We start from the raw sequence: 12,995 nt of genomic DNA on the forward strand, positions 1-12,995 counted from the left end.
GTATCCGCCTCCCTCTGCGGCAACCTTACCCCGATCCGCCGGTGATTGCTCCCGCCGTCACGCCGGCGGCGTCTCATCCGAAAGATCGAGCGGCAGCTCGATAACGATCCGCAGGCCCGGATCGTTGCCTTCCAGCGACAGCGTGCCACCGTGCAGGTGCACCACGGCGGAAACCAGCGACAGGCCGAGCCCGAAGCCGGGACGGGTGCGGCTCGCCTCCAGCCGCACGAAACGCTCCAGCACGCGCGGCCGGTCCGCCTCGGGAATGCCGGGCCCGCGGTCGGCGACGACGAGGCGCGCCCGCTCGCCCTCGCGCGTCGCCGTCAGCGTGATCTCACGCCGCTCGCCGGGCGTGTCGGGCGCGCTGTACTTGATCGCGTTGTCGATCATGTTGGACAGCGCCTGCCCGAACAGCTCGCGCACGCCGTGGATCGGCAGCGGCCCCGGCGCCTCGACCACGAGGTCGAGCCCGGCCTCGTCGGCCACCGGCTCGTAGAGCTCGGCGACGCTTGAAGCGGTATCGGCGAGGTCGAAGCGCACCATGCGCGCGCTGGCCTGCCCGGCCTCGGCGCGGGCGATCATCAGCAGCGCGTCGAAGGTGCGGATCAGCCCGTCGGATTCCTCGATGGTCTGCTCCGTCGCGGCGCGCCACTCCTCGTCGCCGCTCGCCGTGCGCAGCGCGTCCTCGGCGCGGTTGCGCAGGCGTGTCAGGGGCGTCTTGAGATCGTGGGCGATGTTGTCGGAGACCTCCTTCAGCCCGGCCATGAGCGCCGCGATGCGCTCCAGCATGGCATTGACGCTGAGCGCGAGGCGGTCGAACTCGTCGCCCGTCCCGGCGACCGGAAGGCGCCCGGAAAGATCGGCGGCCATGATGCCGTCGGAGATCGCCGTCATCTGGTCGATGCGCTTGAGCACGCGGCGGGTGACGAACAGGCTGCCGGCCACGCCGAGCACCACCAGCAGCACCAGCCCCCACACCGCCGGGCCGATGATGATCTGGCGCAGTTCCTCGCGCTCGACGATGTCGCGGCCGATCAGCAGGCGGAACTCGCCCGGCAGGAAGATGACGTGCACCAGCGCCCGGCTCGGCGGCCCGGCGGCCTCCTCCGAGCGCACATAGTCGATCTCCCGCCAGCCTTCCTTGTCGAGGAAGTTCAGCGGCAGGTTCAGCACGTTGCCGGCAAGCGGCTCGCCCGAAAAGCTGGTCAGCAGCAGCAGCCCGGCATCGGGCGCGCGGGCGCGGCGCGTCACCACCTGCACGAGGCGCGAGATGCCGCCGCGCTCGAACTGCGCCTGCATGAAGCGTGTGTCGTTCTCGATCGCCTCGATCGCCTGCCGCGTGACAAGACGCTGCGTGTGCCAGCCGAGATAGGCGATGACCGAGCCGGCGAAGACCGCGAAGACGAGCAGATAGGCCGCGATCAGCTTGAACGCGGTGGTGCGGATGAGCTTACCGAGCGCCGTCACGGATGATGTATCCCGCGCCGCGCACCGTATGGAGCAGCGGCGGATCGAAGCCCTTGTCGATCTTCGAGCGCAGGCGCGAGACGTGGACGTCGATCACGTTGGTCTGCGGGTCGAAATGGTAGTCCCACACATTCTCCAGCAGCATGGTGCGCGTCACCACCTGCCCGGCATGGCGCATGAGATATTCGAGCAGGCGGAACTCGCGCGGCTGCAGCGGAATCTCCTGCCCGGCGCGGGTGCAGCGATGCGCCAGCCGGTCGAGCTCGAGATCGGCAACGCGATAGGTCGTATCGGTCGCCTGCGGACCGCCGCGCCGCGCCAGCGCCTCGACGCGGGCGAGCAGCTCGGAGAAGGCGTAGGGCTTGGGCAGGTAGTCGTCGCCGCCGGCGCGCAGGCCGGTCACGCGGTCGTCCACCTGGCCGAGGGCGGAAAGGATCAGCGAGGGCGTCTTGTCGCCGCGCCCGCGCAGCTCGGTGATCAGCGACAGGCCGTCGCGGCGCGGCAGCATGCGGTCGATGACCAGCACGTCGTAGCCCCCGTCCAGCGCGAGGGCGAGGCCCTCCTCGCCATCCGACGCGACGTCGACGACATGGCCGGTCTCGCGGAACGCCTTGCGCAGATAGTCGGCGGCGTCACGGTCGTCCTCGACGATGAGCAGGCGCATGGGGGACTCTTCGGCGGACTCGCGGGTGGCCCGCCGGATATCCACGAGGTCGATGACCGGGCCATCGTGACGCGACGGGGAATCGGCGGCGGCGGTGGGATTCGAATTCGTCACCATGTACGTCATTTCGAGCCTCGCGCCTATCGCTCCCATGGTCAGGGAAGCCGTGCCTGCGCCCCTGCGAAAAAGATGACGCGGGAAGCCCTTTCGGACTCCCCGCGCCACCGAACCGGCCGCAGCCCAAGGGGCGACGGAACGAGCCGCAACCGGAACTCTCAGGTCCGCCGGGGATCAGCCGCGCTGATCGCCGAGGGAGATCGCGACGAAGCGGGTGCCCTGCTCGGACTTGACGCGCATCAGGACGGCCTTGCGGTTGTCCTTCTTGGCGGCGGCGAGGCCGTCGCGCACGTCGGCGGGGGTCATCACCGGCTTGCCGCCGACGTCGAGGATGACGTCGCCCGCCTTCAGGCCGCGCTCGGCCGCCGGGCCGTTCGGATCGACCTCGGTGACGACCACGCCGATGTCACCGGCGCCGGCGACACCCTTGGCGGGAGCCAGCGAGAGGCCGAGGCGCGGCACGTCGCGGGCGCCCTGCTCACGCTCCTCGCCGCCCTGGGCCTTGTCGGCCGAGGCAACGTTGGTCGGGAGCTGCTCCAGCGTCACCGGCACGGTGATCGCCTTGCCGTCGCGCAGCACGCTCAGCTTCACCGTGGTGCCGGGCTTCTTGCGGGCGATCTCGCGCGACATCTCGCGGGAGTCCTTGATGGTCGCGCCGTCGATCGCGGTCACGATGTCGCCGGGCTTGAGGCCGGCCTTCTCGCCGGGCGTGCCGGGCTGCACCTGGGCGACCAGCGCGCCTTCCGCCTGCTTGAGGTCCATCGCCTCGGCGACATCGTCGCTCACCGGCTGGATCTGCACGCCGACATAGCCGCGGGCCACCTGGCCGCCTTCCTTCAGCGCCGCGACCACCTCGGAGACGGTCTCGGAGGGAATGGCGAAGGCGATGCCGACATTGCCGCCCGAGGGCGAGACGATGGCGGTGTTCACGCCGATGACCTCGCCGTCGAGGCCGAAGGTCGGGCCGCCGGAATTGCCGCGGTTGATCGGGGCGTCGATCTGGATGAAGTCGTCATACGGGCCCGAGCCGATGTCGCGGCCGCGGGCCGAGACGATGCCGGCGGTCACCGTGCCGCCGAGGCCGAACGGGTTGCCGACCGCCACCACCCAGTCGCCGACGCGCGGCGCCTTCTCGGCGAGCTTCACCCACGGGAAGTCCGACTTGCCGTCGACCTTGATCAGCGCGATGTCGGTGCGCGGATCGGTGCCCACCACCTTGGCGGTGTAGGTCTTGCCGTCGGTCGTAGTCAGGTCGACCTCGGAGGCGCCGTCCACCACGTGGTTGTTGGTCACGGCATAGCCGTCGGCCGAGATGAAGAAGCCGGAACCCTGGCCGACGACGGCGCGGTGACCGGGGCCGCGGCGCGGGCCCATGTCGGGGCCGCCGGGAGAGCCGGGACCGAAGCCGAAGCGGCGCATGAAGCGCTCGATCTGCGGGGGAACGTTCTGGCCGCCGAGGGAGTCCTCGTCGCCATTCGCCGCGACCTGCTCCTCGTCCTTCTTCACCTTCACGCTGACGACGGCGGGGGAAACCTTCTCGACGATGTCGGCGAAGGAGAACGTGCCGGCCGGCTGGTTGGTGGAGAGCTGGGCGAAGGCGGGGGTGACGGTCTCGGGGATCACGAAGGCGCCAACGGCGCCACCGGCGAGCACCAGGGTGAAGACGCCGGCGAGCAGCCGCGAACGGCTCCCGCGCAGGGTGGACGAAGCGGTGCGGGTCTGGTTGAGCGCGTTGCGCGACATGTGTCGTTCCTCGTTCGACAAATCTCACTCCCCTCAGGGAGGCTTGAACGGGAACGTAGAGGGCGTCTCCTTAACGCAGGCTGGCGGCGGCGTTAAACTTTCGTAACGTCGGCCGGAGCATCGCCGGCACTGTGCGTGCCCAGCACGTCGCGCAGCCGCGCCTCCTCCTCGGCGCTGAGCGCGGCGGCGGCCGGCACGGTCGCGGCGCGGCGCCGATAGGCCACCCACAGGCCGAAGCCGCCGATGACGAGCACGGCGAAGGGCGCCCCCCACAGCAGCACGTTGGCCCCATGCCAGGTCGGGCGCATCAGCACGAACTCGCCATAGCGCGCGACGAGATAGTCCAGCACCTCGCGGTCGGTATCGCCGGCCGTGATGCGCTCGCGCACCAGAAGGCGCAGGTCGCGCGCCAGCGGCGCGTCGGAATCGTCGATCGACTGGTTCTGGCAGACCATGCAGCGCAGCTCCTTGGAGAGCTCGCGCGCTCGCGTCTCCTGTACCGGATCGGGCAGGATCTCGTCGGGCTGGACGGCCGCCGCCGGGCGGACGACCAGCGTCAGGGCCAGCAGGGAGAGGGCGATCGCCGCACGCATCCCGCTCACTCCGCCGGCGCCGGAACGACGTTCTCCGGCTTCTTCGCCGACTTGTTCTTCGCGGGCTTGGGCGCCCCAACGCGCAGGCGCCGGTCGGTCAGCGACAGCGCCCCGCCGAGCGCCATGATGACGGCGCCGAGCCAGATCAGCGTCACCAGCGGCTTCCAGTAGGCGCGCACGCCCACCGCGCCGCCCGGCAGCTCGTCACCGAGGCTCACATAGAGCTGGCTGAGGCCGAGGGTGCGGATGCCGGCCTCGGTGGTCGGCATGTTGCGGGCGGTGAACAGGCGCTTGGAGGATTCGATCGTGCCGACGTCCACCCCGCCGCGCCGCACCGAGAACACTCCCGTGAGATCGCGGTAGTTCGGCCCGCTGCGCGGCTCCAGCCGGTCGAGGGTGAGCTCGTAGCCGCCGACATTCAGGCTCTGGCCGACCCGCACGCCGGCGACGCCTTCCGCGTTCCAGCTCGTCTCCGCGATCATGCCGAGCAGGCAGATGCCGACGCCGGCATGGGCGAGCGCCCCGCCGAAGACCGAGCGCGGCAGGCCGCGCAGGCGCGCGAAGGCGGTGGCGAGCGGCACCCGGCCGAAGCCGGCGCGCTCGAAGATCTCCACTCCCGCGCCGATGATCACGAACGCCGCCAGCCCCATGCCGAACGGCGCCAGCACCGGGCCGCCGCCCTGTGCATAGGCGGCGAGCGCCGCCACCACCAGCGCCGCGCCGAAGGCCGCCATCAGCCGCTGCGCCGCCCCGGCGAGATCGCCGCGCTTCCAGGCCAGCAGCGGCCCGAACGGCATGGCGAAGGCGACCGGCAGCATCAGCACGCCCACCGTCAGGTTGAAATAGGGCGGCCCGACCGTGATCTTCGCGCCGTTATAGGCTTCCAGCGCCAGCGGGTAGAGCGTGCCGACGAACACCGCCGCCGCCGCCGCCGTCAACAGCAGGTTGTTCAGCACCAGCGCGCCCTCGCGCGAGACCGGCGCGAAGATGCCGCCCTGGCGCAGCGTCGGCGCGCGCAGCGCGTAGAGCGCCAGCGAGCCGCCGATGAAGAAGATCAGGATGGCGAGGATGAACACGCCGCGCGAGGGATCGGCGGCGAAGACGTGCACCGAGGTCAGGACGCCCGAGCGCACGAGGAAGGTGCCGAGCAGCGACAGCGAGAAGGCGAGGATGGCGAGCAGCACCGTCCACACCTTCAGCGCGTCGCGCTTTTCCATCACCACGGCGGAATGGATCAGCGCCGTGCCGGCGAACCACGGCATCAGCGAGGCGTTCTCGACCGGGTCCCAGAACCACCAGCCGCCCCAGCCGAGCTCGTAATAGGCCCAGTAGGAACCCATGGCGATGCCCAGCGTCAGGAAGGCCCAGGCGGTCAGCGCCCAGGGCCGCACCCAGCGTGCCCAGGCGGCGTCGAGCCGCCCCTCGATGAGCGCCGCCACGGCGAAGGCGAAGGTGATGGAGAAGCCGACATAGCCGAGATAGAGCAGCGGCGGATGGATGGCGAGGCCGATATCCTGCAGGATCGGGTTGAGGTCCTGCCCTTCCGCCGGCGCCGGCACGACGCGGATGAAGGGGTTGGAGGTCAGCAGGATGAACAGCAGGAAGGCCACCGCCACCGAGCCCTGCACGCCCAGCACGTTCGCCTTCAGGCGGGCCGGCAGGTTGCCGCCGAACAGCGCCACCAGCGCCCCGAAGATCGCCAGCACCAGCACCCACAGCAGCATGGAACCCTCATGGTTCCCCCAGGTGCCGGTGATGCGGTAGAGCAGCGGCTTGGCCGAGTGCGAGTTCTCGACGACGTTCAGCACCGAGAAATCGGACTGCACATAGGCCGTGACCAGCGTCGCGAAGGAAAGGCTGACGAAGCCGGCGAAGACCAGCGCCAGCACCGGCCCCACCCGCATCAGCGCCGCGTCGCCGGTGCGCGCGCCCCAGATCGGCAGGGCGGTCTGCAGGATGGCGACGGCGAGCGCCAGCACCAGCGCGTAATGCCCGATCTCCGGGTTCATTGCGCCGTCTCCCCTTCCTTCCAGACACCCTGCTTCTTCAGGGCGTCGGCCACTTCCTTGGGCATGTAGTTCTCGTCGTGCTTGGCGAGAATGCTGTCGGCGCGGAAGCTGCCGTCGGGCACCATCACGCCCTCGGCGATCACGCCCTGTCCCTCGCGGAACAGGTCCGGCAGCAGCCCGACATAGTTCACCGCCACGTCGGCCCCGCCGTCGGTCACGACGAAGCGCACATGGGTGTTGTCGGACTTCACCACGCTGCCGTCCTTCACCAGCCCGCCGAGCCGCAGCCGCGTGCCGGGCGCGGTCCGCTCGGCGGCGATCTCGCTCGGCGAGCGGAAGAACACGATGGTGTCGTTGAGCGCGAACAGCACCACGCCGGCGGCGACGCCGAGCACGCCGAGCGCGCAGGAGATGAGGAGAAGGCGGCGTCCCTTGCGGGTCATGATCAGCTCCCGAGACCGAGTTCGCGCGCCAGCGCATCGATGCGGCCGAGCGCGCCCTCGTCCTTGGCGAAATGGGCGCGGGCCTCGCCGGCGGCGGCCTTGGCCTTCTCCGCCTCGCCCAGCACGTTCCACGCCCGCATCAGGCGCAGCCAGCCCTCGATGTCGTTGCCGTCCTCCGCGAGACGGGTTTCGAGGCGCTCGACCATGCCGCGCACCATCTGGCTGCGCTGCTCGGGCGTCAGGCTCTCGGCGGCCGCGACATCGGCGGCGTTCGGGCCGGGCGCCCCGGCAACGGCTCCCGCCGGCGCGGGGGCGGGGGTGGCACCGACGCGCGCCATGGATTCGCGCACCAGCCCCAGCCACGGCGCATCCGGCGGGGAATCCGCCGCCAGCGCGCCCCAGATCCGGCCCGCCTCGGCGGGCTTGCCGTCCTGCTCGGCGGCGAGGCCGAGGAAATAGCGCGCCTTCGGGTCCTTGGCATCGGCGGCCAGCGCCGCCTGGAAGGCCGCCTTGGCCTCCGCCGTCACCACGCCGCCGGCCTGCGTGGTCAGCGCCTCGCCGAGGCCGGTCTGGCGGGTCGCGTTGGAACCGAGCAGGCGGATGGCGTTCGACCAGGCGCGCGCCGCGTCGTCGAGCCGTCCCAGGCGCGAATAGATCGGCGCGACCACCTCGTAGCCGCGCCCGTCATTCGGGTTGGCCTCGAGATGCGTCTCGACCTTGCGGATGAGGATGGCGATGTCGGTCTGGTCGGGCCGCGCCTCCAGCCGCTGGGCCAGCGGCTGCGGCGGATAGAGCGGGGAGCCGAGGAAAAGATAGAGACCGCCGGCCATGGCCGGCACGCCGATCAGCGCGATGATGGCAGCGGCGCGCCGGCGCGTGTCCGCGCCCTTCGACGCCGCCTTCTGCTGCTCCGCCTCCGCCGAGGCGCGCAGGATGCGACGGGCGACTTCCGTGCGCGCCGCCTCGCCTTCCGCCGCGCCGATCAGCCCGGCCTCGCGGTCGCGCTCGATCTCGGCGAGCTGGTCGCGATAGACGGCAAGGTCGGCCTCGGCGGCGCTGGCCGCCGCCGGCACGCCGGCAGCCACGGAGCGCAAAGGCCAAAGCACCGCCAGAATGGCGGCGCCGGTCATCAGCGAGAAGGCGATCCACAGCAACATTAGTCTTCCTCTAATGCGCTGAGGTAGCCGACCGGAACGCCGTCGCCAATCCGTAACAGCCTCAGTCCGATCGCCGCAGGCTCACAGTCGCGAGAGCGCGACGGGACCTTGCGTCAACCCGCCACAGGTCGGCGGTGCGGGGGTCCGCACCGCGCCCGTGAGAGGCCAAGGCGTCAGCCGTGACCGGAAGCCGGCGTCAGCCCGCGACCGGCGACCACGTGCCGTCCGGGTTGCGGCAGGCGGTGCCGCGCGCCGTCTGCGGCTGGCCGTTGATATAGATGGTGTGGGTGAACTCGCGGCACTTGGGCGAGCCGCCGCGCGCATAGGCCGGGCCGGGGACGATGGTGCCGTAGGCGCCGCTGTCGCCGCGCCAGCTCACCGGCGCGCCGGGGTTGCCGTATTCCAGCGCCTGCATCTCCGCGTCGCGCGCCCGCGCCCGATCCTGCTGGTCCAGCGCGTTGCCGATGCTGCCGCCGATCAGGCCGCCCACGGCGGCGCCGATGGCCGCGCCCGCCACGTTGCGGCCGGCCGCGGCGCCGATCACGCCGCCCGCCAGCGCGCCGAGAGCCGCGCCGCCGACGGTGTTCGGGTTTTCCTGGGCGGTGCTGCACCCGGCAAGGGTGGCTCCGACCAGGCCGACGGCGACGAGTTGGTATGCGCGCATGAAACGAATCCCTCCAGCACAGTCACGGAACTTTGCCGCACCAAGCGTGAGGAATAGGGCGAAAGCGCGGCTCCGTCACCTATATCGGGACACCGCAGGTCGACGCGCAATTGGTCTGCCGACACCGCCTATGGACCGTCATCCCCGGGCTCGGCCCCGGGGATCCACGACTTGCCGGGCGCTCCACGCCGAACCGAAGGCGTGGATGGCCGGGCCAAGCCCGGCCATGACGAGGCGTCAAGCGCCCTGGTCACATTCCGTGTCGCATTCCTACGCCGCCGGCAGCCGCACGACGCAGCGCAGCCCGCCGAGCGGCGAGCGGTCGAGGCCCAGCCGGCCGCCATAGAGCCCCGCCAGCTCGGAGACGATCGACAGCCCGAGCCCCGAGCCGGGCCGGGTCTCGTCGAGCCGCTTGCCGCGCTTGAGCGCCTCGGCCTGCTGCTCCGGCGTCAGCCCCGGCCCGTCATCGTCGATGGTGATCTCGAAATAGTCGCGCTCGCCCGCCGTCCCCGGCACCGGCGCCACGGCGATCTCGACCAGCGAGCGCGCCCATTTGCAGCCATTGTCGACGAGGTTGCCGAGGATCTCCTCCAGATCCTGCCGCTCGCCGCGAAAGCGCACGCCGTCGGCGACCTCCGCCTCCACCTCGATCCCCCGGCCGCGATAGACCTTGGCCAGCGTCCCCGCCAGCTTGCCGACGATCGGCCCGACCTCCTCCACCGTGGTGACCACCGAGGCGCGCGCGGCCATGCGGGCGCGCTCCAGATGGTGCGCCACCTGCCCCGTCATGATCTCCGCCTGCTCGCCCACCTTGGCGGCGAGCGGGTCGCCCTGCGCGGCGGCGCGCGCGGCCTCGTTCTGCAGCACGGAGATCGGCGTCTTCAGCGCATGGGCGAGGTTGCCGACATGGGTACGGGCGCGCTCGACGATCTCGCGGTTGGTCTCGATCAGCGCGTTCACCTCGGCGGCGAGCGGGGCGATCTCGACGGGATAGTCGCCGACGATCCGGTCCGCCTGTCCCGTGCGCACGTCGTGCAGCGCGGCGAGCATGCGCTTTAGCGGGCGCAGGCCGAACAGCACCTGGAAGACGAGGGTGAGCAGGAACGCTCCGCCCAGCACCGCCAGCGTCAGCTCCAGCGCGCGGTCGAAGGCCTGCACCTCCTCCTCGATCTCGCCGGCGTCGGCCGCCACCGCCACCGCGTAGCGCCCGTCCTCGCCGAGATCGACCACGCGCTCGACGATGCGCAGGTTCTGGTCGGCCGGGCCCTTCGCATAGCCCTCGCGCAGGCCCGAGACGTCGGACCGGCCCTCGCGCTCGAACAGCAGCGGCAGCTTGCCCTCCGGCAGGGAGCGCGAGGTCTTCACCTGCGGCGCCGCCCCGTCGGTGCGGGTGATCTGCCAGTACCAGCCGGAGATCGGGAAATTGAACAGCGGGTCGCCGAGCGTCGTCGGCTCCGGCATGCTGCCGGTGGCGGAGTTGGCGACGTCCGCCACGATGGTCTTGAGATAGACGTCGAGCCGCTGGTCGAAGGCGCGCTCCACCGCGTCGCGATAGACCGAATGCAGCGCGAAGCCGGTGATCGTCAGCACGGCGCCGCTGATCACCGTCGCCGAGATGAACAGGCGTAGCGCCAGCGAGCCGGTGCGCATCAGCCGGGCGTTCCCTTTGACGGCGCCTCCTGGCGTGGGCTCTCGGGCGCCGCCAGGAGATAGCCGAGCCCGCGCACGGTCTGGATCACGTCGACGTCGAGCTTCTTGCGCAGCCGCCCGACGAACACCTCGATGGTGTTGGAATCGCGGTCGAAATCCTGGTCGTAGAGATGCTCGACCAGTTCCCCGCGCGAGACCACGCGCCCGGTATGGTGCATCAGATAGGCGAGCAGGCGGTGCTCGTGGGAGGTCAGCTTCACCTGCCGCCCGTCCACCGTCACCCGGCCCGAGCGGGTGTCGAGCATCACCGGCCCGCAGGTCAGTTCGCTCGCCGCGTGGCCGGCGGAGCGGCGCAGCAGGGCGCGGATGCGCGCCAGCACCTCCTCCATGTGGAAGGGCTTGGCGACATAGTCGTCGGCGCCGGCGTCGAAGCCCTGCACCTTGTCGCTCCAGCGGTCGCGCGCGGTGAGGATCAGCACCGGCATCTTGCGCCCCTCGCGGCGCCAGGCTTCCAGCACCGAGAGCCCGTCCATCTTCGGCAGGCCGATGTCGAGCACCACCGCGTCATAGGGCTCGGTCTCGCCGAGATAGTGGCCCTCTTCCCCGTCATAGGCGCGGTCGACGGCGTATCCGGCGTCGTTCAGCGCCTCATACATCTGGCGGTTGAGATCGGGATCGTCCTCGACAACGAGCAGGCGCACGGCAGTTCCTCGACGCATCGCCGCGCGAAGCGGGCGCGGCGCGGGGAGAATGCCACCCAACGGCGCCGCTGTCAGGTCAGGAGGCCGCCGGCGCTCCCCGCCACCCGCACAGCTCGCGCCCCACCGCGTTGTGCGCCTTCACCTGCCGGATGGTCGGACCGGTGTCGGCGCGCGCCCATGAGATCGGCCGGAAGGCGCCGCACGCGCCCCTAGTCGCGGCGGAAGGCGTCGTCGTCGCGCAGCCGGCGCTCGTCAGCATGGCGCCGGTCAGCATCAGTACGCGCGCGCGCCGCCCGCTCGATGGTTTCCAGAACATCGCGTTCCCCTTCCGCCCGGCAGGCCGCGCCGCCCGCCGCCTGTCCTTTGAGATAGCTCCCGGCCATCGCCGCCAGCACGGCGAAGAGCAGCACGGCCGCCCGCCCGAGCGGGCTGGCGAGCAGGCCCAGCAGCGCCGTCACGGCGCCGCCTCGCCCGCCCGCACGCGCCGCAGCGCGCCGGCCAGCGTCAGCGCCACCCCGGCCAGCATCAGCGCCGCGAACAGCCATTTCAGCGTCTCGGCGAAGCCGGCGAGCGGCGCCAGCCGGTCGGCCTGCTCGGCGATCACCGCGCCCAGCGCGCCGCCGCCGCTGATCAGCCCGCCCGCCCCTTCCGGCGTCCGCGAGAGCCGCGTGTCGGCGGGCCGGGCCTTGGCGTCCGCCGGCCCCTGCACGGGCACGGCCGGCTCCGGCCCCGCGCCGCCGCGCGCCATGCTCCGGGCCGCCGCGCGCACCTCGGCGACGCGCGCCGTCCAGCCGGCGCCGAAAGTTGGAAAGGTCCGCAGGCCGCGCAGCATGGCGAGGCGCCGGTCGCACACCGCGTCGACCAGCGCCGCCGGCGCGCGCCCGGCGAGCGCCGCCAGCGTCGCCTCGCCGACCTGCCCGTCGGCGACGACGCCGAGGCCGCGCTGAAGCCATTTCGCCGCCTGCGCCGGCCCGGAATGCACCGCCCCGTCGAAGACGCAGTAGTCGAGCCCCGCCGGCAGGTCGTCGGCGCGCACCGCGTCCCAGTATTGCCGGCGGTAGATCGCCGCCACCTCGCCGGCCGCGATGCGGCGGACCGCCCGCGCCGGCAGCCCCTGCCGCCGGCGCCAGCCGTCATAGACGCGCTGGGTAATGCCCTTCATCGTCGCCCCGCCGGGATCGGCCGGGTGGTCGGCATAGCCGCCCTCATGCGCAAGGACGCGCCGGAGCGCCCCCTCGAAGCTCGCCACGGTCATCGTATTCTCCGGTAATGGAGGAAGGGATCAGCGCAAAAAACGGAACCCGCTGGGGACGAATCGCGTTATTAGCGCCAGCCGTTGCCGCTCGTCCGTTGCAATTTTCGGGAATTTCATGGACGATTTGCGCAACATCCAGCAAAGGGGCGTTGCTCGGTATGGGAAAGTCGGATCAACTCGTCGACGATCTGAGGAGTATCTTCGACGATGCGCGTAAAACCTCAGGCCATGTTCAGGCCGAGGCCCTCCTCGCTACGGCACCCTTCGTCCTGAAGGGCGCCACCCCCGGCCGGCCGCATGAAGTTGCCTTCATGCGCGATCGCCTGACGCATGAGAGCTACCATGCGATCTGCGACGCGGTCGGCCGCGAGATCGACCGCCTCAACAACGAGATCGCCCGGCTCAAGCGGCTGGAAAAGCTCACCGAGGTGGTGGAGAGCGCCCAGCGCCGCATCGTCGCGACGCCGGCCCGCATGACGACGCCTCCGGCCGCTTACCGCACGCCCGGCCCGGCCGAATAGCCGGCCGCCGG

At 71.3% G+C, this 12,995-nt stretch carries 13 protein-coding genes; 1 reads left to right on the forward strand and 12 read right to left on the reverse strand.

Translation table 11 applies throughout. From position 1 onward, the window contains the following. Nucleotides 1–57: 57 nt before the first annotated feature. From FO470_RS11675 to FO470_RS11730, 12 genes are all read right to left on the reverse strand, one after another. Entirely contained in the window at nucleotides 58–1,467 is a 1,410-nt protein-coding gene (locus tag FO470_RS11675; protein ID WP_144343127.1) for a sensor histidine kinase, read from the reverse strand. Beyond that, nucleotides 1,451–2,131, reverse strand: a complete 681-nt coding sequence (locus tag FO470_RS11680) for a response regulator transcription factor (protein WP_200837893.1) — start codon at nucleotides 2,129–2,131, stop codon at nucleotides 1,451–1,453. The genes FO470_RS11675 and FO470_RS11680 overlap by 17 nt, the downstream gene beginning before the upstream one ends. Before the next feature lie 291 nt (nucleotides 2,132–2,422). Next, nucleotides 2,423–3,991, reverse strand: a complete 1,569-nt coding sequence (locus tag FO470_RS11685) for a Do family serine endopeptidase (protein ID WP_144343129.1) — start codon at nucleotides 3,989–3,991, stop codon at nucleotides 2,423–2,425. Between the two features lie 92 nt (nucleotides 3,992–4,083). Beyond that, nucleotides 4,084–4,584, reverse strand: a complete 501-nt coding sequence (locus tag FO470_RS11690; RefSeq protein ID WP_144343130.1) for a cytochrome c-type biogenesis protein — start codon at nucleotides 4,582–4,584, stop codon at nucleotides 4,084–4,086. A 5-nt stretch (nucleotides 4,585–4,589) separates the two neighbouring features. Continuing rightward, the gene (locus tag FO470_RS11695; protein ID WP_144343131.1) at nucleotides 4,590–6,593 is read right to left on the reverse strand and encodes a heme lyase CcmF/NrfE family subunit; all 2,004 of its coding nucleotides are present in this window, start codon (nucleotides 6,591–6,593) and stop codon (nucleotides 4,590–4,592) included. Continuing rightward, on the reverse strand, nucleotides 6,590–7,036 hold the full coding sequence (gene ccmE / locus FO470_RS11700; RefSeq protein ID WP_144343132.1) for a cytochrome c maturation protein CcmE: 447 nt from the start codon (nucleotides 7,034–7,036) through the stop codon (nucleotides 6,590–6,592). The genes FO470_RS11695 and ccmE overlap by 4 nt, the downstream gene beginning before the upstream one ends. A 2-nt stretch (nucleotides 7,037–7,038) precedes the next feature. Next, nucleotides 7,039–8,193: a c-type cytochrome biogenesis protein CcmI gene (gene ccmI, locus FO470_RS11705; RefSeq protein ID WP_144343133.1), complete on the reverse strand. Its 1,155-nt coding sequence runs from the start codon at nucleotides 8,191–8,193 to the stop codon at nucleotides 7,039–7,041. Between the two features lie 196 nt (nucleotides 8,194–8,389). Beyond that, the gene (locus tag FO470_RS11710; protein WP_144343134.1) at nucleotides 8,390–8,857 is read right to left on the reverse strand and encodes a glycine zipper domain-containing protein; all 468 of its coding nucleotides are present in this window, start codon (nucleotides 8,855–8,857) and stop codon (nucleotides 8,390–8,392) included. A gap of 270 nt (nucleotides 8,858–9,127) precedes the next feature. After that, nucleotides 9,128–10,507, reverse strand: a complete 1,380-nt coding sequence (locus FO470_RS11715; protein ID WP_144343135.1) for an ATP-binding protein — start codon at nucleotides 10,505–10,507, stop codon at nucleotides 9,128–9,130. After that, complete coding sequence (locus FO470_RS11720) at nucleotides 10,507–11,208, reverse strand: response regulator transcription factor (RefSeq protein ID WP_144343136.1); 702 nt, start codon at nucleotides 11,206–11,208, stop codon at nucleotides 10,507–10,509. The genes FO470_RS11715 and FO470_RS11720 overlap by 1 nt, the downstream gene beginning before the upstream one ends. Nucleotides 11,209–11,417: 209 nt before the next feature. Beyond that, nucleotides 11,418–11,666 (reverse strand): hypothetical protein, encoded by a 249-nt coding sequence (locus tag FO470_RS11725; protein WP_144343137.1) that lies wholly within the window; start codon nucleotides 11,664–11,666, stop codon nucleotides 11,418–11,420. Then, nucleotides 11,663–12,463, reverse strand: coding sequence for a glycoside hydrolase family 108 protein (locus FO470_RS11730; protein WP_144343138.1), 801 nt, complete (start codon nucleotides 12,461–12,463; stop codon nucleotides 11,663–11,665). The genes FO470_RS11725 and FO470_RS11730 overlap by 4 nt, the downstream gene beginning before the upstream one ends. A 311-nt stretch (nucleotides 12,464–12,774) precedes the next feature. Here FO470_RS11730 and FO470_RS11735 point away from each other — a divergent pair, with 311 nt between their 5' ends. Further along, on the forward strand, nucleotides 12,775–12,984 hold the full coding sequence (locus FO470_RS11735; protein WP_144343139.1) for a hypothetical protein: 210 nt from the start codon (nucleotides 12,775–12,777) through the stop codon (nucleotides 12,982–12,984). Nucleotides 12,985–12,995 lie beyond the last annotated feature (11 nt).

Source organism: Ancylobacter moscoviensis, from assembly GCF_007559435.1.
Classification (GTDB): Bacteria; Pseudomonadota; Alphaproteobacteria; order Rhizobiales; family Xanthobacteraceae; genus Ancylobacter; species Ancylobacter moscoviensis.

Bases quoted from the DNA above. Each gene is read 5' to 3' on its own strand.
- ccmE (WP_144343132.1), bottom strand. From the start codon at position 7,036: ATGACCCGCAAGGGACGCCGCCTTCTCCTCATCTCCTGCGCGCTCGGC.
- FO470_RS11680 (WP_200837893.1), bottom strand. From the start codon at position 2,131: ATGCGCCTGCTCATCGTCGAGGACGACCGTGACGCCGCCGACTATCTG.
- FO470_RS11735 (WP_144343139.1), top strand. From the start codon at position 12,775: ATGCGCGATCGCCTGACGCATGAGAGCTACCATGCGATCTGCGACGCG.
- FO470_RS11710 (WP_144343134.1), bottom strand. From the start codon at position 8,857: ATGCGCGCATACCAACTCGTCGCCGTCGGCCTGGTCGGAGCCACCCTT.
- FO470_RS11695 (WP_144343131.1), bottom strand. From the start codon at position 6,593: ATGAACCCGGAGATCGGGCATTACGCGCTGGTGCTGGCGCTCGCCGTC.
- FO470_RS11730 (WP_144343138.1), bottom strand. From the start codon at position 12,463: ATGACCGTGGCGAGCTTCGAGGGGGCGCTCCGGCGCGTCCTTGCGCAT.
- FO470_RS11715 (WP_144343135.1), bottom strand. From the start codon at position 10,507: ATGCGCACCGGCTCGCTGGCGCTACGCCTGTTCATCTCGGCGACGGTG.
- FO470_RS11685 (WP_144343129.1), bottom strand. From the start codon at position 3,991: ATGTCGCGCAACGCGCTCAACCAGACCCGCACCGCTTCGTCCACCCTG.
- FO470_RS11690 (WP_144343130.1), bottom strand. From the start codon at position 4,584: ATGCGTGCGGCGATCGCCCTCTCCCTGCTGGCCCTGACGCTGGTCGTC.
- ccmI (WP_144343133.1), bottom strand. From the start codon at position 8,193: ATGTTGCTGTGGATCGCCTTCTCGCTGATGACCGGCGCCGCCATTCTG.